At 70.2% G+C, this 21755-nt stretch carries 26 protein-coding genes; 9 read left to right on the top strand and 17 right to left on the bottom strand.

What is annotated here, in order from left to right:
- The first annotated feature begins 2 nt into the window (after positions 1–2).
- Together ACN27E_RS19265 and ACN27E_RS19270 are read left to right on the top strand one after the other, a co-directional pair.
- On the top strand, positions 3–677 hold the full coding sequence (locus ACN27E_RS19265) for a hypothetical protein (protein WP_422743858.1): 675 nt from the start codon (positions 3–5) through the stop codon (positions 675–677).
- 81 nt (positions 678–758) lie between these two features.
- The gene (locus tag ACN27E_RS19270) at positions 759–2993 is read left to right on the top strand and encodes a catalase (protein WP_422743860.1); all 2235 of its coding nucleotides are present in this window, start codon (positions 759–761) and stop codon (positions 2991–2993) included.
- A gap of 1 nt (position 2994) precedes the next feature.
- On the opposite strand, the gene dinB is transcribed toward ACN27E_RS19270, so the two are convergent.
- Positions 2995–4212 carry a DNA polymerase IV gene (dinB, locus tag ACN27E_RS19275; RefSeq protein WP_422743863.1) on the bottom strand — a complete coding sequence of 406 codons (1218 nt, stop codon included), beginning with the start codon at positions 4210–4212 and terminating at the stop codon, positions 2995–2997.
- A gap of 24 nt (positions 4213–4236) precedes the next feature.
- Positions 4237–4869 carry a TetR/AcrR family transcriptional regulator gene (locus ACN27E_RS19280; protein ID WP_422743865.1) on the bottom strand — a complete coding sequence of 211 codons (633 nt, stop codon included), beginning with the start codon at positions 4867–4869 and terminating at the stop codon, positions 4237–4239.
- A gap of 76 nt (positions 4870–4945) precedes the next feature.
- On the opposite strand from ACN27E_RS19280, the gene ACN27E_RS19285 reads away from it, so the two are divergent.
- On the top strand, positions 4946–6415 hold the full coding sequence (locus ACN27E_RS19285) for a flavin-containing monooxygenase (RefSeq protein WP_422743867.1): 1470 nt from the start codon (positions 4946–4948) through the stop codon (positions 6413–6415).
- Positions 6416–6448: 33 nt separating this feature from the next.
- On the opposite strand, the gene rraA is transcribed toward ACN27E_RS19285, so the two are convergent.
- The 7 genes from rraA to ACN27E_RS19320 all read right to left on the bottom strand — a co-directional run bounded on the left by rraA (position 6449) and on the right by ACN27E_RS19320 (position 10775).
- Positions 6449–6925, bottom strand: a complete 477-nt coding sequence (rraA, locus tag ACN27E_RS19290) for a ribonuclease E activity regulator RraA (protein WP_422743868.1) — start codon at positions 6923–6925, stop codon at positions 6449–6451.
- A 10-nt stretch (positions 6926–6935) separates the two neighbouring features.
- A complete protein-coding gene (locus ACN27E_RS19295) occupies positions 6936–7376 on the bottom strand; it encodes a hypothetical protein (RefSeq protein ID WP_422743869.1) in 441 nt (146 codons plus the stop codon).
- A gap of 65 nt (positions 7377–7441) precedes the next feature.
- Entirely contained in the window at positions 7442–8392 is a 951-nt protein-coding gene (locus tag ACN27E_RS19300; protein WP_422749984.1) for a CopD family protein, read from the bottom strand.
- Entirely contained in the window at positions 8368–8877 is a 510-nt protein-coding gene (locus ACN27E_RS19305; protein WP_422743871.1) for a copper resistance CopC family protein, read from the bottom strand. The genes ACN27E_RS19300 and ACN27E_RS19305 overlap by 25 nt, the downstream gene beginning before the upstream one ends.
- Positions 8874–9545 carry a YcnI family protein gene (locus tag ACN27E_RS19310; protein ID WP_422743873.1) on the bottom strand — a complete coding sequence of 224 codons (672 nt, stop codon included), beginning with the start codon at positions 9543–9545 and terminating at the stop codon, positions 8874–8876. Before ACN27E_RS19310 ends, ACN27E_RS19305 begins: the two co-directional genes overlap by 4 nt.
- Before the next feature lie 36 nt (positions 9546–9581).
- Positions 9582–10112 carry a hypothetical protein gene (locus ACN27E_RS19315; RefSeq protein WP_422743874.1) on the bottom strand — a complete coding sequence of 177 codons (531 nt, stop codon included), beginning with the start codon at positions 10110–10112 and terminating at the stop codon, positions 9582–9584.
- 6 nt (positions 10113–10118) lie between these two features.
- The gene (locus ACN27E_RS19320; protein ID WP_422743876.1) at positions 10119–10775 is read right to left on the bottom strand and encodes a DUF6474 family protein; all 657 of its coding nucleotides are present in this window, start codon (positions 10773–10775) and stop codon (positions 10119–10121) included.
- 184 nt (positions 10776–10959) lie between these two features.
- Here ACN27E_RS19320 and ACN27E_RS19325 point away from each other — a divergent pair, with 184 nt between their 5' ends.
- The 3 genes from ACN27E_RS19325 to ACN27E_RS19335 are packed head-to-tail and all read left to right on the top strand — an operon-like array spanning position 10960 to position 12741.
- Positions 10960–11193: a hypothetical protein gene (locus ACN27E_RS19325; protein ID WP_422743877.1), complete on the top strand. Its 234-nt coding sequence runs from the start codon at positions 10960–10962 to the stop codon at positions 11191–11193.
- A 1-nt stretch (position 11194) separates the two neighbouring features.
- Positions 11195–11686, top strand: a complete 492-nt coding sequence (locus ACN27E_RS19330; protein WP_422743879.1) for an ImmA/IrrE family metallo-endopeptidase — start codon at positions 11195–11197, stop codon at positions 11684–11686.
- Entirely contained in the window at positions 11683–12741 is a 1059-nt protein-coding gene (locus tag ACN27E_RS19335; RefSeq protein WP_422743880.1) for a hypothetical protein, read from the top strand. The genes ACN27E_RS19330 and ACN27E_RS19335 overlap by 4 nt, the downstream gene beginning before the upstream one ends.
- A gap of 55 nt (positions 12742–12796) precedes the next feature.
- Here ACN27E_RS19335 and ACN27E_RS19340 read toward each other — a convergent pair whose 3' ends face one another.
- The 5 genes from ACN27E_RS19340 to ACN27E_RS19360 all read right to left on the bottom strand — a co-directional run bounded on the left by ACN27E_RS19340 (position 12797) and on the right by ACN27E_RS19360 (position 16168).
- Positions 12797–13195, bottom strand: coding sequence for a transcriptional regulator (locus ACN27E_RS19340; protein ID WP_422743882.1), 399 nt, complete (start codon positions 13193–13195; stop codon positions 12797–12799).
- A 436-nt stretch (positions 13196–13631) separates the two neighbouring features.
- Positions 13632–14348: a TMEM165/GDT1 family protein gene (locus ACN27E_RS19345; RefSeq protein ID WP_422743884.1), complete on the bottom strand. Its 717-nt coding sequence runs from the start codon at positions 14346–14348 to the stop codon at positions 13632–13634.
- A gap of 253 nt (positions 14349–14601) precedes the next feature.
- The gene (locus ACN27E_RS19350; protein ID WP_422743886.1) at positions 14602–15132 is read right to left on the bottom strand and encodes a peptidase; all 531 of its coding nucleotides are present in this window, start codon (positions 15130–15132) and stop codon (positions 14602–14604) included.
- Between the two features lie 160 nt (positions 15133–15292).
- Positions 15293–15916 (bottom strand): superoxide dismutase, encoded by a 624-nt coding sequence (locus ACN27E_RS19355; RefSeq protein WP_422743888.1) that lies wholly within the window; start codon positions 15914–15916, stop codon positions 15293–15295.
- Positions 15917–16042: 126 nt separating this feature from the next.
- Complete coding sequence (locus tag ACN27E_RS19360) at positions 16043–16168, bottom strand: hypothetical protein (protein WP_422750195.1); 126 nt, start codon at positions 16166–16168, stop codon at positions 16043–16045.
- Positions 16169–16767: 599 nt separating this feature from the next.
- On the opposite strand from ACN27E_RS19360, the gene ACN27E_RS19365 reads away from it, so the two are divergent.
- From ACN27E_RS19365 to ACN27E_RS19375, 3 genes are read left to right on the top strand one after another with little or no spacing between them, the layout of a single operon-like run.
- Positions 16768–17109 carry a rhodanese-like domain-containing protein gene (locus ACN27E_RS19365; RefSeq protein ID WP_422743889.1) on the top strand — a complete coding sequence of 114 codons (342 nt, stop codon included), beginning with the start codon at positions 16768–16770 and terminating at the stop codon, positions 17107–17109.
- A gap of 20 nt (positions 17110–17129) precedes the next feature.
- Complete coding sequence (locus ACN27E_RS19370; RefSeq protein ID WP_422743890.1) at positions 17130–18164, top strand: DUF4328 domain-containing protein; 1035 nt, start codon at positions 17130–17132, stop codon at positions 18162–18164.
- 5 nt (positions 18165–18169) lie between these two features.
- On the top strand, positions 18170–18997 hold the full coding sequence (locus tag ACN27E_RS19375) for a glycerophosphodiester phosphodiesterase (protein WP_422743892.1): 828 nt from the start codon (positions 18170–18172) through the stop codon (positions 18995–18997).
- Between the two features lie 27 nt (positions 18998–19024).
- Here ACN27E_RS19375 and ACN27E_RS19380 read toward each other — a convergent pair whose 3' ends face one another.
- The 3 genes from ACN27E_RS19380 to ACN27E_RS19390 all read right to left on the bottom strand — a co-directional run bounded on the left by ACN27E_RS19380 (position 19025) and on the right by ACN27E_RS19390 (position 21755).
- Positions 19025–19570 carry a ferritin gene (locus ACN27E_RS19380; RefSeq protein WP_422743893.1) on the bottom strand — a complete coding sequence of 182 codons (546 nt, stop codon included), beginning with the start codon at positions 19568–19570 and terminating at the stop codon, positions 19025–19027.
- Positions 19571–19715: 145 nt separating this feature from the next.
- A complete protein-coding gene (locus tag ACN27E_RS19385) occupies positions 19716–20945 on the bottom strand; it encodes an LCP family protein (RefSeq protein WP_422743895.1) in 1230 nt (409 codons plus the stop codon).
- 30 nt (positions 20946–20975) lie between these two features.
- Positions 20976–21755, bottom strand: coding sequence for a CPBP family intramembrane glutamic endopeptidase (locus ACN27E_RS19390; protein ID WP_422743897.1), 780 nt, complete (start codon positions 21753–21755; stop codon positions 20976–20978).

Raw genomic sequence — 21755 nt, forward strand, 5'->3', positions numbered from 1 at the left:
GCATGAACATCGTCATCCGCACCGCGGCCTGCGCCGCACTGCTCGCCACCGGACTCGGCCTGGCCACCGGCACCGCCAACGCCGCACTGCACGGCGATCCCGGCGGGGCGCGCCCCTACTGGTCCCAGCAGAACCTCGACGACTGCATGCTCATGGCGGTCGCCGATGTGGTCGGCCAGCTGACCGGACACACGCCGTCCGAGGATGAGATCGTGGCCCTGGCGAGCAGCACTGCCAGCCAGTTCCAGTCCGGCGCGGTGTACACCGCTCCCGCCGACGTCGACGACCCCGCGACATGGAACGACGTGCGGGCCGAGGACACCACCGTGCTGCTCGCCCACTACGGCATCACCTCGACCTATACCGACGACGACGTCAGCTCCACCGGGGGTATGGCCACCGGGTTGCCCGCCCTCGAACACCACCTCGACGCCGGAGACCGGGCGATCGTGTTCCTCAACGCCGAGACCATCTGGAATCAGGACGGTGACCGCTCCTCGGGCGACCATGCCGTCGTGGTCACCGGCGTCGACACCGATCGCGGCATCGTCCACCTCAACGACAGCGGCACCGAAGACGGCTGCGACGAGCAGATTGCACTCGCGACGTTCGAGACGGCCTGGGCTGCAGGTGAGCACGGCATGACCGTCAGCGCGGATCGAGGCCACGGCGTTTAGCCCCCGATCGCGCGGGTAAGCGGCGGGTCGACTCGCGGGGCGCCGTCCGATGGACCCCCGCGTCGCGACGAAGGGGAGCAGATGGCGCAGGACCGCGGAGCCAAAGAGACCATCAAGGGCGTCGTGAAAGACGCCACGGACAAGGTGAAGGAAGCCGCCGAGCGGCTGCAGCAGCACAGCCCGAAGTACATCCCGGGAGCACCCGGTCCGGAGCCGGCACCGTTCGACGAGCCCACCACCGCGCGCGAACCGCTGCCACCCAAACCCGACCAGGGCGGACCGGATCTGCGCACCGCCACCGGCATATCCGTCGGCGGCGGGCAGACCGCACGCGGGCAGCAGGGGGAGTACCTCACCACCGCCCAAGGTGCGCGGCTGCACGACACCGATCACTCGCTCAAGGCCGGTCAGCGCGGCCCGACACTGCTGCAGGACCACCACCTGCGGGAGAAGATCACCCACTTCGACCACGAGCGCATCCCGGAGCGTGCGGTGCACGCCCGCGGCGCCGCGGCCCACGGTGTGTTCCGCGCCAACGGTGCCGCCGAACAGATCTGTCAGGCCGGGTTCTTGAAGTCCGGCGCGGAAACCGATGTCTTCGTGCGCTTTTCGACGGTGCTGGGGTCACGCGGATCAGCCGATACGGTGCGTGACACCCGCGGTTTCGCCACGAAGTTCTACACCGACGAGGGCACATTCGATCTGGTCGGCAACAACATCCCGGTGTTCTTCATCCAGGACGGCATCAAGTTCCCCGACGTCGTCCACGCCGCGAAACCGCATCCCGACCGGGAGATCCCGCAGGCGCAGAGTGCCCACGACACGTTCTGGGATTTCGTGTCGCTGCACACCGAGGCGCAGGCGCACACCATGTGGAACATGTCCGACCGCGGCATCCCGCGCTCCTACCGGATGATGGAGGGCTTCGGTGTGCACACCTTCCGGTTGACCGGGCCGGACGGCTCGACGTCATTGGTGAAATTCCACTGGAAGCCGCGGCTGGGTGTGCACTCGCTGGTGTGGGAGGAGGCGCAGATCGCCGCCGGCGTCGACCCCGACCTGCATCGACGCGACCTCGCCGATGCGATCGAGAAGGGTGCCTATCCCGAATGGGATCTCGGTGTGCAGGTGATGCCCGATGCGCCGGACCAGATGTTCGAGGGCATCGACCTGCTCGACCCGACGAAGATCGTCCCCGAGGAGCTGGTCCCGGTGCAGCTGATCGGCACGATGCAGCTCAACCGCAACCCCACCAACTACTTCGCCGAGACCGAGCAGGTCGCGTTCCACCCGGGCCACCTGGTGCCGGGAATCGACGTCACCGACGATCCGCTGCTGCAGGCTCGGCTGTTCTCCTATCTGGACACCCAACTGAGTCGTCTCGGTGGCCCGAACTTCGGCCAGATCCCGATCAACCGGCCGCACGCCCCGGTCAACGACATGCTGCGCGACGGCTTCCATCAGCACGCCGTGCATCCGGGAGTGGCTCCGTACCAACCGAATTCGCTCGACGGCGGGTGCCCGTTCATGGCCGGCGCCGACACCGCGGCGTTCATCGAGGCGCCGGCGGTGGTCGAAGCGTCGACCAAGGTGCGGGATGCGCCGGCGTCCTACGACGACCACTTCAGCCAGGTGGCGATGTTCTACCGCAGCCTGAGCCCGGTGGAACAGGCCCACGTGGCCGAGGCCTACACGTTCGAACTGGGCAAGTGCTATGAGCAGGCGATCAAGGAACGCCAGCTCGTGGCGCTGGCCAACATCGACGCCGACCTGTGCGCCACGGTCGCCGCGGGTCTCGGACTGGAACCGCCGACCCCGACCACGGCTGCGGTCGAGCCGGCCCAGCTGAGCCCGACGGTCTCACAGGTCGGCCAGCGCTGGCCCACCGACGGCCGCATCATCGGCATCCTGGTCGGTCCGGATTCCGATGTCGCCGAGGTGGCGGCCGTGGTGGACGCGGTGGGCGCAGCGAAACTGGTGCCGCTGGTGATCGCGCCGCACGGCGGAACCCTGACCCACGAGGGCGGCAGCGTGCCGATCTCGCGGACGTACACGACGGCGCGGTCGATCGAGTTCGACGCCGTCGTGCTCGCCGGATCACCGGCCACTGTGCAGGCCAAGATCCTCCTCGAAGAGGTCTTCCGGCACTTCAAAGGCATCGGAGTGCTGCCGCAGGGCGCCGATCTGCTGGCCCGCGCCGGCGTCGACGCCAGCGCCGAAGGGGTGCTGAGCGCCGAGGAGCCGGAGGCGCTGGCCACCACGCTCATCGAGAGCCTCGGTGAGCATCGGGTGTGGAGCCGCGACGTCGCGGCCTGACTCAGTCCGGCAGGTGCGGCATCTCCAGGCCCGGGTCGCGTCCGAGGAGCACCCCCCGGGTCAGGGCGGTCCGGCCGTAGCGCGTGCGGACGCGGTCCACCACCGAGTCCAGCGCGCCGGGGGCGGTGTCGACGGCGGGACGGTCGTAGGGCAGCTCGAGTTGCTGGGCGCCGTCGCGGTCGATGTTGGACACGGCGAAGCCGATGAGCGTCAGCCCGCGCTCGGCGATGAGCGGGGCGGCGGCGGCGACCAGGCCACGGGCGGCGGCCAGCACCGCCTCGGTCGACGACGTCGCCTTGGTCAGCGTGTGGGAGCGGGTGACCCGGCCGAAGTCGTCGAAGCGCAGCCGTAGCACCACGGTGCGTCCGGTGCGGTCGGCGGCGCGCATGCGGGCGGTGATGCGGTCGACGAGGTTGACCACCACGGCGTCGATCTCCGCGGGCGACATGGTGTTGCCCCGCCGGCCGAGCGCTCGCTGCGCCCCGACCGACCGACGCCGCACCCCGGTCACCACCCGGCGGCGGTCGATGTTGTGCGACAGCGCGTACAGCTGATGCCCCATCGCACCACCCACCATGGACGACAGCGTCGGCTGGTCGAGTGCGGCGACATCGGCGACGGTGTCGATGCCGTAGACGTGCAGCTTCTCGGCGGTCTTGGCGCCGACGCCCCAGAGCCGGCGGACCGGTAGGGGATGCAGGAAAGCCAGTTCCCGGTCCGGCGGAACCAGCAGCAGCCCGTCGGGTTTGCCCTCCTGGCTGGCCACCTTGGCCAGGAACTTCGTCCGGGCGATGCCCACGGTGATCGGCAGGCCCACCCGTTCGCGCACCTCGGCACGCAACCGCGCGGCGATCTGCACCGGCGTTCCCGAGACCCGGCCGAGCCCGGACACGTCGAGAAACGCCTCGTCGACCGACAGCGGTTCGACGACGGGCGTGGTGTCGTGGAAGACCTCGAACACGTCGGCGCTGGCTTGGGAGTAGGCCGCCATCCGCGGCGGCACGACGACGGCCTGCGGACACAGCCGCCGGGCCTGGTGCCCGCCCATCGCGGTGCGCACCCCGAACGCCTTGGCCTCGTAGCTGGCCGCGAGTACCACCCCGCCGCCGACGATCACCGGTCGTCCGCGCAGCGACGGATCGTCACGCTGCTCCACCGAGGCGTAGAAGGAATCGAGATCAGCGTGCAGGATGCTCGCCAAGTCGCCGGACACGAACATATGTTCGCACGAGGTTCCGACAGGTCAATCGCAACGGCCGTAGACGGCGCACGTCCACACGTGCACCAGCGAATCGAGCACCCGGTCGGTGGGGATCGCCGGCGTTTCCGCGGCGAACGCGGCCAGCAGCGTCCGCTCGTTCATCAGATTCAGCGCGGTGGCGATGTCGATCGCGGGCACCGTGACCGGGGCGGCATGGCGCTTGCGTTCGGCCTCGATGGTCGCCGCGGTGAAGTCGATCCACTTCTGCATGAAGGCCGAGAACACCTTGCGCACGTCGGCGTTGTCGGACCCCGACGCGGCGACGGTGACCCCGCGGTGGGCGCCGAAGGTGTCGAAGAAGACCTTGATACCGGGACGCCAGACGTCGCGCCGGTCGGTGGTGTCGGCGGGCAGCGCTTCCAGGGCGGCATCGGCCTCCCGGATCACCCGCTCCCAGAGCGTGAGCAGCACCGCCTCTTTGGAGGGGAAGTAGAAGTAGAAGGTGGGCCGGGAGATGCCCGCGCCCCTGGCGAGGTCATCGACCGAGATGTCGGCGAAGCCGCGCTGGTCGAGCAGGTGTTCGGCGGTCGCCAGGATGGCCTGCTCGCGGTCGTCGCCCGAGGGGCGGGCAGAGCGGCGGCCACGCGAAGCGCGCGCCTGACTGGCGGTCGTCACCCCCGCGACTTTACACGGTGTCGAGTTTCTCAACACACTGTTGACCAACTCGACGTGATGTTGATAGCTTGACAACATGACCGAATTTGTCGACGTCGCCATTGTCGGGGCCGGAATCTCCGGCATCAGTGCCGCCTGGCATCTGCAGCAGCAGTGCCCGAACAAGAACTACCTGATCCTCGAACGCCGGGAGAAGCTCGGCGGCACCTGGGATCTCTTCAAATACCCGGGCATCCGGTCCGACTCGGACATGTACACCCTCGGATTCCACTTCAAGCCGTGGGCGACCGATCAGATGATCGCCGACGGCCCGTCGATCTGGAACTACCTGAACGAGGCCGCCGTCGAGAACGGCATCGACAAGCACATCCGTTACGGGCAGAAGGTCGTCGCCGCCAACTGGTCGGATGAGAACAACCACTGGGAACTGACCATCGAGCGGGACGGGGAGACCGTCGAGTTGCATGTCGGCTTCCTGTGGGCATGCAGCGGCTACTACAACTACGACGAGGGCTTCTCGCCGGAGTTCCCCGGCGCCGAGGAGTTCGGCGGTACCATCGTCCACCCGCAGCACTGGCCCGAAGACCTGGACTACCAGGGCAAGAACGTCGTGGTGATCGGCAGCGGCGCAACGGCGATCACGCTCATCCCGGCGCTGATCGACAGCGGCGCCGGCCACGTCACCATGCTGCAGCGCACGCCCACCTACATCGGCTCCCTGCCGGACAAGGACCCGTTCGCCGCGCGTGCCTACCGGCTGCTGCCGGAGAAGACGGCCTACACGGCGGTGCGTTGGAAGGCGATCCTGCAGGCCACCGCGCAGTACCAGCTGGCCCGCACGCTGCCCAACGTCTTCCGAAAGGCGTTGCGCACCATGGCCGAACGGCGCCTGCCGGAGGGCTTCGACTACGACAGGCACTTCGCGCCGAACTACAAGCCGTGGGATCAGCGGGTGTGTTTGGCCCCCAACGGTGACATCTTCAAGGCGATCCGCAAGGGCAAGGCCGACGTGGTCACCGACAGCATCGAGCGCTTCACCGCCGACGGCATCGCGCTGAAGTCCGGCGAGCACATCAAGGCCGATATCATCGTCACCGCAACGGGTTTGAACGTGCAATTCTTCGGCGGAGCGCGAGTGCTGCGCAACGGCGTCGAGCTGGACCTGGCGAAGTCGGTCGCCTACAAGGGCATGATGCTCTCCGGTCTGCCCAATGCGGCGTTCACCTTCGGCTACACCAACGCCTCGTGGACGCTCAAGGCCGACCTCACCTCGGAGTACGTCAGCCGGTTGCTGAAGCACATGGACGACAAGGGATTCGACACCGTGGTGCCGCGCGACCCGGGCGCCGACGTCGAGCGGCTGCCGTTCGTCGACCTGACGTCGGGCTACATCCAGCGCGCACTCGACAAGCTGCCGAAGTCGGGCTCCAAGGCGCCGTGGCGGCTCAAGCAGAACTACCTGGTCGACCTACGGGTGATCCGCAACGGCAAGCTCGACGACGGCACCCTGGAGTTCACCAAGCACCGTGCGTCGGTGCCCGCCTAGTACCCACCCTCGCGGTCGATCGGAGCGGGACGCCTACGCGACGACGATGACGCCGTCGTCGTCGCTGTAGGCGATCTCCCCCGGGGTGAACACCACCCCGCCGAATTCCAGCGGTACATCGCGTTCGCCCGCACCGGCTTTGGTGCTCTTGCGCGGATTGGTGCCCAGCGCCTTGATGCCGATGTCGATCGTGCGCAGGGTGGCCGCGTCGCGCACGGCGCCGTGCAGGATCAATCCCGCCCAGCCGTTGTCGCGGCCCAGCGCGGCGATGACGTCGCCCACCAGCGCGGTGTGCAGCGAACCGTCACCGTCGACGACCAGCACCCCGCCGTCGCCCGGTTCGGAGAGCACCGACTTGAGCAGCGCGTTGTCCTGGAAGCAGCGCACCGTGGTGATCCGGCCCGCGAACTCGGCCCGTCCACCGAACTGCCGGAACTGCACATCGCAGCTGCGGACGTCGGGTCCGATGTCGTCGACGAGGTCAGCGGTGGCACGCGGTTCGATACTCACGCCGCCGATGCTAGCGGCGGCGTGAGACCAGCACCGCGAGCAGGACGAGGACGCCGACCGCGACGGCGGCGGCCAGCGGTAGCCGCGACGCACCGACCGGGGCAGCTGCCGGTGCCGGGCCGGTCACCGGATTGGTCGCCGACGCCACCGTCTCCTTGGCCTGGGCCGCCGCCTCCCGGGCGGCCGCCGACACCTCGGCGGACGGTGGGGCGGCGACCTTCTTGGCCGGGGTCTGCGTGGCCGGGGTCTGCGTGGCCGGCGCCTTCTTGGCGGGTGCCTTCTTCGCGGCCTTGGCGGGCGCCTTCTTCACGGCCTTCTTGGCCGGCGCTTTCTTGGCCGGTGTCTTCTTGGCCGGTGTCTTCTTGGCCGGTGTCTTCTTCGCCGGAGGAGTCGCGGGAATGCCTGCCGAGGCGTCCGGCTGCTCGTCGAACCCATCCTGGCGGTCTGCCATCGGTGCTGCTCCTTCGTGTTTCCCCGGCATGGCCGGCAGGGCTCCATCATGCCAGGTCGGGTGCGTCACCCCGTGACGGCCAGCGCGGCGCCGAGCGTCAACGCCACCCCCATGACCGCCAGCTCGACCAGCGACCGGGACCGGGACAGACCGGCGGTGGCGCGGTGGCCCCGCGCCGCGGGCAGCCACCGCGTGCGGTTACGCCAGGCGAGCGCGGTCAGCGCGCCGGTCACCAGGATCTTCGCCAGCAGCAGTCGTCCGTAGCCGGTCGCGACCAGTTCACCGGGGGCGCCGAGGGTGGCCACGCCGGCCGCCACACCCGCCGCCACCAGCACCCCGACGCTGACCAGTGCCAGCTGCGAGAACCGGGGAAGCACCCGGGCCCACTGACCCCGGTGCCGGACGGTCAACAGCAGGGCGGCCAGCGTCCCGCACCACAGCGCGGCGGCCAGCGCGTGCACCGCCACCGACAATCCGCCGAGCGGGCTGTCGGTCAGGTGGCCGGTCAGCGTGTGCGCGACCAGTCCGACCGCGACGACGCCGATGGTCCCGACCGCAATCGTGGCGGTGCGCGGGGCGGCGACGGCCAGCCCGCAGACCGACGCCGCGGCGACCGCGCTGATCACCCCGGCGCGGCCGACCGCGGTGTGCAGGATGAACTGCGCGTAGGTGCTCACACCCACCGATCCGACCGGCAGCGCCGCCGCCTGAGCGGTCGCGACGATCAACCGGACCGACTCGGAGAGCAGCCATACCGCGGCGGCCAGAGTCAGCGGCGCCGCCGAGGCGCCGACCAGTTCGGCGCGGTGACGTCCCGCATCGAGGAACGGCACCACCGCCAGACCCAGCGTCACGGCGGCCGCACAGTCGGCCATGGCCCGGATGGTGGCCGCTGCCGGCGAGATCTGCGGGTGAGCCAGCGCCCAGGCGAGCAGGGCGGCGCCCGCCACGACGACCACCCCGCCGCCGACGGCCCGCCACTGGGCGCCGCTCACGTGCGGCGGCGCGCCGCCCACCAGGCCCCAGCTCCGACGACCAGACACGCGGCCACCACGAACGGCCACACCGGCGGCCCCCCGGATCCGGTACTCGGTGCCGGCGACGAGGCCGACGGCCCCGGTGTGCCGGTCCCGCCCGTGGTGAGCTGGAAACCCCACGAACCCGAGACGACGTGTCCGTCAGCCGAGGTGGCGCGGTAGTTCACGGTGTAGCGGCCGGCAGGACCGAGTGGCCGAACGGCGACGGAGACCACCGCCCCCTGTACCTGCGGCTCCCCGTCCGACCACAGGTTGCCGTCCGGGCCCACCACGGTCATCGCGGCGAACGCGTCCTGCATCGCCTCGTTGAACGTGGCGCTGACCCGGCCGGGGGACTGCGCCAGCGCGGCGTTGTCGGCCGGATCGGTGGCGATACGGGTGGCGTGCGCCGATGCCGGGCCGGCGCTGAGCACCGGGAGGACGACGAAGGCGACGGCGGTCAACGCGATCAACAGCCGCTTCACGATCGCCGCCGGCCCAGCAGGCCCACCACGACCGCGACCGCCGCCAGGACCAGCGCCGCTCCGGCCAGCCAGCGCGCCGTGGCGTCACCGGCCGCCGCGGGCGCCGCCTCGGCCGTCGCGCCCACCGCGTGGTCGGCCTGCCCGCCGTGGTCCGGTCCGGCGTCGCCCGACAGCTGCAGCGTCGGTGCCGGATGCTCGGGTTCGCCGCCCTCGGGCAGCGGGGCCTCGTCCCACCGCACCACCGAACCGTCCGAATAGGTCTGAGTGGCCGGGAAGCTCACGGTGTCCGTGCCCTCGGGAAGGGTGACCGACACCCGGAACAGCGCGAACTGGTCCGACGAGATACCGGTGCCCGGAGCCGCCGTCCAGGTCACCGAGCGCACGGTGCCTGCGGCGACATCGCGGTCCAGCCGCGACGTCCAGCCCGGCATGAGCTCGGTGCGCGCGGAGGCCACGTCGGGCAGGGTGACGCTCAGCCCGGTGGTCAGCGCACCGGTGTCGGACTCTCCCGGCACGCGAAAGGTCAGGACGGAGGTGGCGCCGGGTGCCGGATCGGCGGCGTCGACGTGCACATGGGCGGCTGCCGGTGCTGCCGCCGCCAGCGCGGTGGCCGCCACCGCCGCCGTGGCGATCAGGGCACGCTGAAGTACCCCGGAAATGGGTTGCATGAGAATGTCTTTCGTTACAGGAGTGTGGTCGATGGGTCAGCGCGCGGCGCCGATCGGTGGACCGCGACGGGTCAGCGGGCCGGCCGGCATCGACCGAATCTGTACCGCCGCCGTGGTGTTCGGCAGCAGTTGCGTGGCGACCGCGTCCGCCGGGCACGGACCGGTGAGGCGCACCGCGACCCGTACGGCTCGGCTGAGCGCCGCGCACAACCGACCACCGGCCGTGATCAGCGCAGCTCCCACCGCCACGGCCACGGCGTGCGTCGCCAGCATCGCCGCGGGGGAAGCGGCGGCGGGGTGGGTGTGCCCGGCGGCGGCCAGAATCAGGTGCCCGCTGAGTTGCCCGGCAGCGAGCAGGACGAACAGCACCGGCATCCGGTCCGCACCGCGCAGCAGCGCCGCCAGCCCGCCGACCGTCGCGGCCACCACCGCCACGCCCGCGGCCGGCGCACCCGCGGTCACCTCGCCACTGGCGGCGGTATGGGCGACGGCGGCCAGCGTCGCTGTCAGACCGGCCGTCGCCAGCCCCCGCAGCAGCGCTGCGGGATCACGCGTCGGGCCGGACACCGCTGATCAGACGACGCCGAGGCGCGCCATCAGGTCGGCGTCGATACCGTCGAGCTGTGTTGCGATCGCCGCGTGGGCGGCGCGGCGTCGCGCGGTCGGCATGTTCTCCGCCGCGGTGACTGCGGCGGCGAGATCGGTGAGCCGGTCGGTGATCGCGCCGACGAACTGCTTGGTCTCGGCGTCCTTCGGCTTCTTCTCGGCGACCAGTCGCAGCGAATGTTCGGCGCCCGAGATCCGCGCCGAGAGTTCTGCGCCGGGGCCGGAGAATTGGCCGAGCTGACTGAGCGGCACCCCGAGCCGGTCGGCGCGGCGCTCGTCGACGATGCCGCGGGCCGCGATCGACGCCCGGTACACCAGCGGCACGGCGATCGGGGCGATCAGCCGGGCGACGGTGAGGGCGCGCCGGATCTTGCCGGGGCTGAAGAGCTTTCCCTCGCGTGCCGCCCGCAGCTCGGTCTCGGCGATCCGCAGTGCGGTGCGGTCGCTCTCCCGCAGCGCGCGCAGCTGCGCTTTGAGCGCCTTGTTGTCCGCCTTCTGCGCAGCCTTGTAGCGACGGGCCTCGTTTCTGGCCGACAGCCGGGCCTCCAGCTTCGCCTTGGCCTTGATCGCGCGGGCCTCGGCGCGGCGGGTGGCGCGGCTTTTGCGTCGCTTGAACAGACCCATACCCGCTCCTCGTCCTTGCGCCATCCACGGCGCCTCGATGCAGGACAACCCTAGCGGGGCGGCGCAGCCAGCGGCCGCGTGGCCCGGTTGTCCTGCCGTTATCAGCAAATACCGGTGGTGCGCTGTGTCAGAATCGACGGGACGGCAAATATGTCGGTCGGCCGCATACGGGGGTGGTGACGGCGTGGTTCCACCGATGCGCATCGCCGGGTCGGGACTCCTGCTGCCCGCCGCGCTGGTCCTGACCGGTTCGCACGCGGCACCTGCGGTCACCTCGTCGACAGCCGCCGCGGCCCTGCCCGGCACGATCGGACTGCTGGCGCTGACCGGTCTGGGTGTACTGCTCGGTTACCGGCAGGCCAAGGCCGGGCGGACGCCGCGCAGCGCGAACCCGGACCGATTCCTGGACGGTGGCTGACGTGCCCGCGCAACGCCACGTGGCCCGCGCGGTGAGCGCGGTGCTGGACCTCGCTCCCCGCCGCGGCGAGGTCTCGCTGCCCGCGCTGGTCGCGGCCGTCGGTGCCGGCCGCGGGCGGCCGATCGAACTCAGCACCGCCCCGCTCCCGCCGGGGGTCTGCGGGCAGTGGCGCCAGTACACCGACCGGGACGTGTTCCTGATCCAGCACGGGCTGCCGGCCTGGGACCGGACCCTCGCCCACGAACTCGGTCACCTGGTGCTCGGGCACGAGGGCATCCACGTGGTCGAGGCGGCGCACGACAACACCGAGATCGCCAGTCCGGAGTTGATCAAGTACATGCTCCACCAGCGCACCGGGTGCCTGAGCCCCAGCGGGGCGGACGCCGAACAGCAGGCCGAGGACTTCGCGGCGCTGCTGATCTACCGGCTCGGCCGGTCGCGGTCGGACCGGTCGTCGATCGTCCAGGTGCGTCTGGGTGAGGCTTTCGGATGATGATCTGGGCGATCGCCGGGCTGCTGGGTCTGGTGAGCGGGATGCGGATCGGCTGGTCGCTGGCCAACGAGCAGTCGGTGGTCAACACCGCGATGATCCTCAGCCTGGGTGGCCTCGGTGCCGCGGCCGCGCTGCATTGGCCGCCCCTGGCGCTGCTGGTGGACGCGGTCCTCGGCCGGCCGCACAGCGCAGTGGTGGGCAGCCAAGTGGCGCTCATCGCGGCCGCGGCGGGCAGTTGCGTGATGATCACGTCGGTCACCTCCCGCCGCTCCTCGACGACCAATGGCCGGCTCGCCGCTGCCCACTACGCGGTTGCCGCCGTCGTGGCGGCGACCGGTGTGTCCGCGTTCGTCCTCTCCGGATCCGCACCGTCGGCCGCGTCGGAGGATCTGCTTCCCCCCGTCACCGGACCCGCTGGGCTGCTGACGCTGAGCTACCTGGTCGCGGCGCTGTCGCTGGTGGCCTGGGGTGGGCTGCGCCACTCGAACCGGAGCCGTCGCGGCCGGGCGCTGTTCGTCTTCACGGCCGGGATCAGCCTCATGCTGCTGGTCGGCGCCGGGTTGCTGATCCGGGTGGCCATCGGCGGACCCTCGCGGTTGTCCGGTCTGGACGCGACGCTGCTCGGCGCCGGGATGGTGGTCGTCGCGGTCGGCGCGCTGCTGCCCGGCGTCGAAGACTGGTTCGCAGCCGGCCGGGAGTTGGCGCTGATCACCCCGATCCTCGATGAGCTCGGCCGTCGGCATCCCGCGGTGCGCGTGGCGGTGCGGCCGCGCGGCCCGCGGGTGTTCCGCGTCGCGGAGAAGATCTCGCTGGTCTCCGACGCTCTGTTCCTGGAGGCGACCGGCGCTCAAGACCGGGCGACGGTGGCCCAGCATCCGCCGGCCACGCCTGAGCAGCAGGCGACGGAGGTCGCCCGCTGGGTCCTGCGACGACGCGACTTCCCGGGGCTGGGCTGGATGCGTCAGCCGGCGACCTGTTCGGACCGCGAGTGGATCCTGTCCATCGCCCAGCGGTACGGCGATCTCTCGCGTGATCGCGCCGGGGTGTCCGGCTGACGGCGCCCCACCTCGACGCGGCAAAGGGGGGGTACTTCGCCGGAGCCGCTACGACCTAGTCGTCCAGGTGTTCTTTGGCGCGCAACTCGTCGACCCGCTGGGCGATATCGCGCTGAGCTTCCGGGGACAGTCCGATGGTCCGCGCGGCGATCCGCCGCACACCCTCGTCGCGCATGCCGGCCAACCACGTCAGCTCCTTGTCGAGCTTCTCGTAGTACTCGTCGTCGGTGAAGTACGCCGGCCGGATCCGGAAGAAGTTGGCGAGCGCCGCCATGGTTGCCGCCGAGGGATTGGTGCGGTTGCCCGAGCGCAGCTGCGAGAGGTACGGAGCCGACATGGTCACGCCCTCGGCCTTCAGCGCCGCGATCACCTCGGCCGACGTGTGCGGCCCGCGGCCGGGGGGGTAGACCACGTCGAACAGGCGATTCAGCCGAGCGGCGAACGTCGTGCTCATCGAATAGACCTCCATATGCTTGAAGACCGGGCTAAATAGTCGGCTGATTTGCTGACCATCGTAGCGACAGTTGTCCTCACAACCAAGTGCAAACCACCGAAATGTTGCGTCACCACCGCGTCGGAACCCGCTGTAACCGCACGTTAAAGGGGTTTCAGCCGTTGGCGGAACGGGACCGGCGGTATCGCAAGGCAAATCTGACGCTTGCGTAGCATAACCTGTGCTGCGGTCCTTCGCGCAGGGCTCCCAGCAATGCCATCCGCGGCGCCGGCTGCCGCGAAGCGCACGCGCACAGACGATTTCCGAGGTTTGCTGCCGGGGTCGGCGGTCGATCGGCGGCCTCGGCAGCGCTCGCGCAGAGCGCCCAGTGACGAGCGGGGACGTCATCGGACTCGGCGCTGCGAGCCGAATCCGGGGCGGATTTGCCAGCGGTGGGTCAGGCAGGTTCCGGCGACGGATCGCGTTCCGTCGTTGGCGCGCCACGCCCGCGACGCGCGCGCACGTATCGGGTGATGGTCACCGCCGCCACGACCGCCGTGGCGCCGCCGGTGACCACCACGGCCACGGTGCGCCACCCGAGCGCGGCGTCGAAGAGCATCCACAGACCGAACAGCAGGAACAGAACGCTGGCCATCGCGTGCAGGAAGCCCTCGGGCAGCCGCTTGTGCAACATTGCCCCGACGACAATGGCAACGCCGTCGGCGAGCACCATCCCGATGGTCGCGCCGATCCAGACGCCCCAGGGATCGCGGTCGCTGGCCAGGGCGACCGTGGCGAGCATGGTCTTGTCGCCGAGTTCGGCCAGCACGAAGGACGAGATGATCGCGAGGATGACGAAGCGCGGTTCCGCGACGCGCACCTCGTCCTCACCGTCTGCGTCTCCGTCGGCACGACCCTCACGCCACGTCCACACCGCGAACAGCAGGAAGGCGATGGCCGCGGCGAATGCGATGGGCCGCTCGGGCAGGGTGAGGCCCAGGAAGTGGCCGATCGTCACCGACAGGCCGTGTACCAGCATGGCGGCCAGACCGACGCCGGAGAGCACCACCCACCAGCGGTGCCGCAGCGCATAGGTCATCGTGATGAGCTGCGATTTGTCCCCGAGTTCGGCGACGAACACGACGGCGAGACTGACCAGGACGGCGGCGAGCATCACGGCACCTTTCGACACGGCGCCTGCGCACATCGATTCTGTGCGTCAGGCGTTCTGTCGAAGGTCTCGCCCACCGAGGGTGCGGTTCGCCGGCCGGGCTTGCGCCAGTATGTCGACACGGCGATTCGGGGCTACTCCCCTTCGCTGACGCCCCGACTGTAGCCGCCCGGATCGGCGATCGCCACCTCGCTGAGCAGTTTCGGGTAGCCGTGTTCTCCGATGCGGATAGCGGAGTTTTCGCTGGTGAGGGTCCTTAGGCGGCCAGCAGCATGGCCAGAACCGCGGTGTCGGGGTGGCTGATGGGGTCGACGCCCACCCGGGAGACCATGGATGTCACCGTGCCGTCGGATTCGGCTTCCACCCATGCCGCGCGGTGTTCGAGCCCCAGGTGGGGAAGCCCCGGCAGCAGGACACATCCCGACGCCGCGCCCGAGCACTCCGGCAGCGACGGGGTGGTCTCCGACGGCGGGTGGAGCATCAGCAGTGCGGGCGGCTGGCGCTCGGCGAAGTAACCCGGTGGTACCGCCGCATCGCCGACGACAGTGCCCTCGGCGAGGACCAGGCCGACGGTTCCGGGCTCCGGCTCATCGGGCAGTTCCTCGCGGACCCCGAAAATGGTGGTGGTGGCCAGCAGCCCCGGCAGGGAGGCCACCCGCACGGTGGCCATCAGCAGCTGGGCCCACTCCTTGGTGGAATCGGGCCAGCGCCCGGACACCACGAACCCCTTGAGTGACCCGCGGGAGTGAAACGGGGCGATCTCTATCGCCCGACCGCCCATGTCCATGACGCCTCCGGACCTCGCGTTCGACTGCCCCGACACGACTGTGGGTCGTGCCGAACAGCATGCGGTAGGGCGGCACTGGCACGCAAGACGACACGAGTGCCAACGACAGACGAGGCGCCGCGCGGAATCCGCGCGGCGCCTCTGGTGTCCGTTACCGGTGTCAGCCGGCGATGATGCCGCTGGCCGAACTGGTGGCCTTGGTGAAGCGGCTCTGCACGTCCTCCCAGTTGACGACGTTCCAGAACGCCTTGACGTAGTCCGCCTTCACGTTCTTGTACTGCAGGTAGTACGCGTGCTCCCACATGTCGACCTGCAGCAGCGGGATGATGCCGAGCGGCACGTTGCCCTGCTGATCGAACAGCTGGAACGTGAGCAGCTTCTGGCCCAGCGTGTCGTAGCCGAGGACCGCCCAGCCGGAGCCCTGCAGGCCGTTGGCCGCGGCGGTGAACTGGGCCCGGAAATTGTCGAACGAGCCGAAGGCGTCGTCGATGGCGGCGGCCAACTCACCGGTCGGCTTGTCACCACCGTTGGGTGAGAGGTTCTTCCACCAGATCGTGTGGTTGACATGCCCGCCGAGGTGGAACGCCAGATTCTTCTCGTTGAGGAAGATCGACGAGTGGTCCCCGTTCGACCGGGCCTCCTCGAGCTTGGCGAGCGCGTCGTTGGCGCCCTTCACGTAGGTGGCGTGGTGTTTGCTGTGGTGCAGCTCGTTGATCTGCCCCGAGATGTGGGGTTCCAGCGCACCGTAGTCGTAGTCAAGGTCCGGCAAGGTGTATTCAGCCACAGGGTTCCTTCCGTCAGGTGATCGATGGGAGCTCGACGTCCTCGACCTCGAGGTCAACCTTGCTCCATCGCAGCGCGCACCGCAAGGACGCGCGGTGCTAGCACATCAGTACCCGACTCGGCGGATTCAGAACAGGATGATCAACGCGAGAATCCCCAGCAGCACCAACGCGATGACGCCGGCACGCAGGCAGGCGATCAACTGGCTATGGGTGTAGACGTTCGCCGAGGACTGCCACTCAGAGGGCGGCATCGCGGACCCAGAACCGAGCGGATGGGCCGCCATCACCAACCCCTGACCTGCATGTTCACGCTCCACCCCCGGTGAGATCTGTCACAACTGCCCCCGTGTGACCGTGATCATAACGCGTTCGGCGCGCGCCGCGAAATCGGTCGCCCGGATCGGCTCCGACCGCGTGAGCCGCGCGTCGGGCGGTGCGGCCGGGTCCGGCCGGCCGCACCACTGCTCGACGAGATTCCGCGTCCGTCGGACGGCGCGCGGGCCGACCGCGCAGAGGGCCGACTCCGGTGCGGGTGACACTCGGCGGACCCGTGCCGCGACGGCGCCGACGGCGCGGGCCTGCTGCCCGGGAACCGGTTCCGACGGACGCGACGTCAGCCGGCCCACGGTGCGCGCCGCGGTTAGCTCGGCCTGGCCGAGGTGGTTGCCGGAGGCACCCAGTCGACGCCCAGTTATCCACAATTTCACTCAGCAAGCGCACAGTCTTACCGGCGCAAATCCGGTGCGCACGGCCATCGGCCTGTGGATGAACCTGTGGAAACTGTGGATAACCGCTCGATTGCTGCCCCGGCGTTGTGCGCACACTCGGGCGGCCGTGACAGCATGGATCCATGGACGACGTCGAAGTCCCCCAGGTGGGGGTGAACGAACTGCCGGGTGCGTTCGACGAGTCGCAGGTCCTGCTGGACGTCCGCGAACCCGACGAATGGTTGCGCGGGCATGCCCCGGACGCGACGCACGTGCCGATGGGGGAGGTACCGGCGCGCCTCGGCGAGCTGTCGGCCGACACCGATTACTTCGTGGTGTGCCATGGCGGCGGGCGCTCACAGCGGGTCGCGGAATACCTGGTGCGTCACGGATACCGTGCGGCCAACGTCAGCGGCGGGATGTTGTCCTGGGCGGGCGCCGGCCGGCCCGTCGTCACCGACAGCGGCGACCAGGGATCGGTCTGAGGCGCGGCTAGGGTGATCGCATGATCCAGGTGTGTTCCCGGTGTGGAACGCGGTGGAACGTCCGCGACCGCGAGCGGCAGTGGTGCCCACGCTGTCAGGGCGCCCTGATGGCGCCGTCGGGGTACGCACCCGCCTCGGAATGGAGTCCGCGCTCGGCTGCAGTCGGGGCCGGGCCCGGGCCGGGTCCCCAGGGGCCGCCGCCACGGCTGCCCGCCGGTTACCGGTGGATCGCCGTGCGTCCCGGTGCCCCGCCACCCCCACGGGCGCGCTACCGCCCGCTGGGCCCGACCCCGCGCTACAACTCGATCCCACGCTGGGGGCTGGTCGAGCACTTCGAGACCCGCGCGGACACCGCGCCGCAGACCTACAGCGGTCCGTCGGGCGCCGTCGCCCGGGCCACGCTGATGGTCACCATGGGAGTGCTCGGAGCCACCGCCCTGATGCATGCGGTGCGCTACGCCCTCCTGCTCGTCAACCGCACCGTGCTGCTGAACCCGTTCCTCGCCGGGGCGGCGACCTGGCTGCCCCTGGCGCTGAGCGTGCTGTCGCTGTTCCTGGTGGTCGGCAGCATCATCGTCCTGACAAACTGGCTGATCGCCCGGCGGGGCGCCGCCTACGCCTATCACGGTCAGCCCGACCCGCGCGGGGTCTGGCAGCTGCGGTTGGGCTGTCTGATTCCCCTGGTCAACCTGTTCTTCGCGCCGGTTTTCGTCACCGAACTGGCCGCGCTGGAGAACAAGTCCTCGGTGCTGCGCCGACCCATCACGGTGTGGTGGATCGCGTGGGTGCTCAGCACCGTGGTGTCGATCTTCTCGATCGCCACCAGCTTCGCGACCGATCCGCAGGGGATCGCCGACAACACCGTCACCACGACGGTGGCCTATCTGATCGCGCTGGCGACGCTGCTGCTCGCCCACCAGGTGCTCGCCGGCTTCGAGCGCACGCCGGTCTCGCGGCCGGTCAAGCGGTGGGTGATGGTGCCCGACGACACGGCGCCGGTTGCTCCCGAATCGGTGCGTGCGGTTGAGTCCGACGGCCAGAACCCGGCAGCATAGGCAGCATGCAACCGGATGACGGCACGCTCGGCGGTCATCCCTTCGTGGTGGCGCACCGCGGCGCGTCGGCCGACCGGCCCGAACACACGCTTGCGGCTTACGACCTGGCCCTGCGGGAGGGCGCCGACGGCGTGGAGTGCGACGTCCGGCTGACGCGGGACGGCCACCTGGTGTGCGTGCACGACCGGCGGGTCGACCGCACCTCGTCGGGCAGCGGGCTGGTCAGCGAGATGACGCTCGCGCAGCTGCGCGAACTGGACTACGGCTCCTGGCACGCCAGCTGGCGCCCGGACGGCAGCCAGGGCGTCACCGACCTGCTGACCCTGGAGGATCTGGTCCGGCTGGTGCTCGACTGGCACCGGCCGGTGAAGCTGTTCATCGAGACCAAGCACCCGGTGCGCTACGGCGCCCTCGTCGAGAACAAGGTGCTGGCGCTGCTGCACCGCTACGGTATCGCCGCGCCGGCCTCGGCGGATCTGTCCCGCGCGGTGGTGATGTCCTTCTCGGCCGCCGCCGTGTGGCGGATACGCCGGGCGGCACCGATGCTGCCGACCGTGCTGCTCGGTGAGACCTCGCGGTATCTGGGCGGTAGCGCGGCCACCACCGTCGGGGCCACCGCGGTCGGCCCGTCGATCATGACGTTGCGCGAACATCCCGAGCTGGTCGACCGGGCAGCCGCGCAGGGCCGCGCGCTGTACTGCTGGACCGTCGACCACTACGAGGACGTCCGCTACTGCCGCGACGTGGGTGTCGCCTGGGTGGCGACGAACCACCCCGGCCGGACCAAGGACTGGTTGCAGAACGGTCTGACCGGGGCGGCGGGTCGCGACTGAGTCGTCGCGGCGGCGACTACCGGGTGACTACAGCCAGCCGCCCGCGGCCGGCGGCGCGGCGGCGTCGCTGCGATCGGTGCTCAGTTCACGGGCGACGAAGTCCTCCAGGTGGAAGAGGTTGGACCCGGCCCGGTCGGCGATGCGCACCAGCGTGGTCATCGTGGCGACCTCTTCGACCTGCTCGCGCAGGAACCACTGCATGAACTGCTCGCCGAGGTAGTCGCCCTCCTCGCGGGCGACGCTGGCCAGTCGGCTGACCTGCTCGGTGACGGCGCGCTCCTGGTCCAGGGCCAGCGCCAGTGCGTCGCGCGTGCTGTCGAAGCGATTGCACACCTCGCCGACGCCGGGAATGTCGGCTTCGACGTCCCGGTCGATCAGGTACCGCACGAGCGCCATGGCGTGATTGCGCTCCTCGACCGCTTGGCTGTAGAAGAACTCCGCCAACTGCGGGAGGTCTGCGCCGTCGAAGTGAGCGGCGATGGCAATGTATTGCTGAGACGCCGTGAATTCGTTGCGGATCTGGTCGGAGACAAGGGCGTGGAATTTGGTGTCCACGGCGGCTGAGGTCGTCATGAGATGGACAATAACCCAGGTCAGGACCCATTGTCATGGAAGGTCAGCCTTATTGAGGCGAGGGTTCCCTTAGTGTGGTCGTCCTACTGTGACGGTGCGCACAGGAAACTCCAGGGTTTGCTGAGCGGTAGGCCGGTGGGCTCGGTCAGCGGATCTGCCCGGCGTCGAGCACATCGGCGGGCACCGCCGAATCATCGGCCAGCGCACCGAACAGCCGGGCGGCCGCGTCGCTGTCCCAGACGACGACCGACCCGGATGCGCCGTCGGTGAACTCCCCGATCGGCACGGTCGTCGTGGTGACGTCACCGCGCAGCCCCCAGCCGAGCCGGGCCAGATCCCACAGGTGTGCGCCCTCGTCGACGGTCAGTGTGGAGCCGACAGCGTGCGCCATCGGAACCCAGCGCAGCGGGTTGAGTAGGACCCAGGGATCGGCGACGCGGTGCAGCAGTGCCGACATGAACTCGCGCTGATGCACCATCCGGTCCAGATCGGCGCGGGGCGTCGCCCGGGTGCGCACGAAGCCCAGTGCGGTGCGCCCGTCGAGCTTCTGGCACCCCGCGGGCAGGTTGATGCCCGCCAGCGGGTCGTCGATCGGCTCGGCAGGGCACATCGTCACCCCGCCGACGGCGTCGACCAGCGCCGCGAAGCCGTCGAAACCCACCTCGGCGTAGTGATCGAGGTGTAGCCCGGTGGCCTCCTCGACGGTCTGGGCCAGCAGCGGCGCGCCGCCCAGCGCGAAGGCGGCGTTGATCTTGTCCTCGCCGTAACCGGGGATCGACACGTAGGAGTCCCGGGGGATCGACACCAGCGTCGTCGGGGCGTCGGAGAAGGGACCGGGCAGATGCACCAGCATGATCGTGTCGGTGCGCCCGTTGCCCACCTCACCGCCGGTGGCCAACTCGGCCTGTTGTTCGGGGTCGAGGCCCGCGCGACTGTCCGAGCCGACCAGCAGCCAGGTGGTGCCGCGGGCGGCGGCGGGGCGGTCGGGATAGTCGGCCAGCGCCGGGATGCGGCGCAGCGAGGTGTCCACCCAGATGCCCAGACCCGTCACGGTGAGCAGCAGCACCAGCAGCACCGTGAGCACGATGCGGCCCCAGCGCCGCTTGCGGCGCGGCCGGCGGGTGAGCGCCGGGGGTGACGGCGGCGGGGCCGGCGGCCGGGGACGCGTAGGCGGAGGCGGACGCACCGGGGGAGGCGGGGGCGGCGGGGGGAGCCGTTGCTCCCACGCGGGCGGCGGCGGGGGCGTCGGCGGATTGGGTGGCCAGTTCGGGGCGGGCCGCGGCGCAGGCGGCCGGTGGCGAGGGTCGCGCCGGATCACCTGTGAAGGTTCGCGCCGCGGGGGCTGCCGGAAATCCCGCGGCCGGTTGTGCTCCACAGCAGCAATGTACGTCCTGACCCAGCGGTGTCAGCGCAGCCAGCCGAGGTGGTCGGCGAGCAGTGCGTATCCGACGAACGCGACGGTGTCGATCAGCGCATGCGCGATGATCAACGGCCACAGCCGGCCGGTGCGCTGCCAGGCATGGCCGAACACCAGCCCCATCGCCACGTTGCCGAGTCCGGCGCCGAAGCCCTGGTACAGGTGGTAAGCCCCGCGCAGCAGGCTCGACACCACGATGGCCGCGACCGGGTTCACCCGCAGTTGGCGCAACCGGGTCAACAGGAAGCCGACGACGATGATCTCCTCGGCCCAGCCGTTGGCGAAGGCGATGAGCAGCAGTACCGGGATCCGCCACCAGGTGTCGTACAGTTCGGCGGGCTCGACCGACGCGTTGATCCCGAGCAGCCGCGCCACCTGGTAGAGCGCCAGGCCGGGCAGTCCGATCAGCGCGGCCAGCCCGAGGCCGCCGAGGACGTCACCGCGGACCTGGATTCGGCCCAGTCCGACGTCGGCCAGCCGTCGGCCGCCCCGCCACAGCAGATAGAGGCCGAGCGCGCCCCAGGCCAGGAGCTGGAACACCCCGGCCAGGTTGAGCCCGAGATCGATGAGGTCGTACGTCGACCGCCTCGGGTTGAGCGCGACCACCTGGCCGGACAGGCCGAGGAGCACCGACTCGACGAGATTGAGCAGCGCGGTGTAGGCGCTGAGCCCGAAGGTGACCGCGAGGACGACAGCGATCTCGATGCGCAGCGCGCGCCGGCGGGCGGCGGTGAGCTCGCCGTCGTCCTCGCGGTCAGGGGCACTCAC

This window comes from Mycobacterium sp. WMMD1722, assembly GCF_049315205.1.
Lineage (GTDB): Bacteria > Actinomycetota > Actinomycetes > Mycobacteriales > Mycobacteriaceae > Mycobacterium.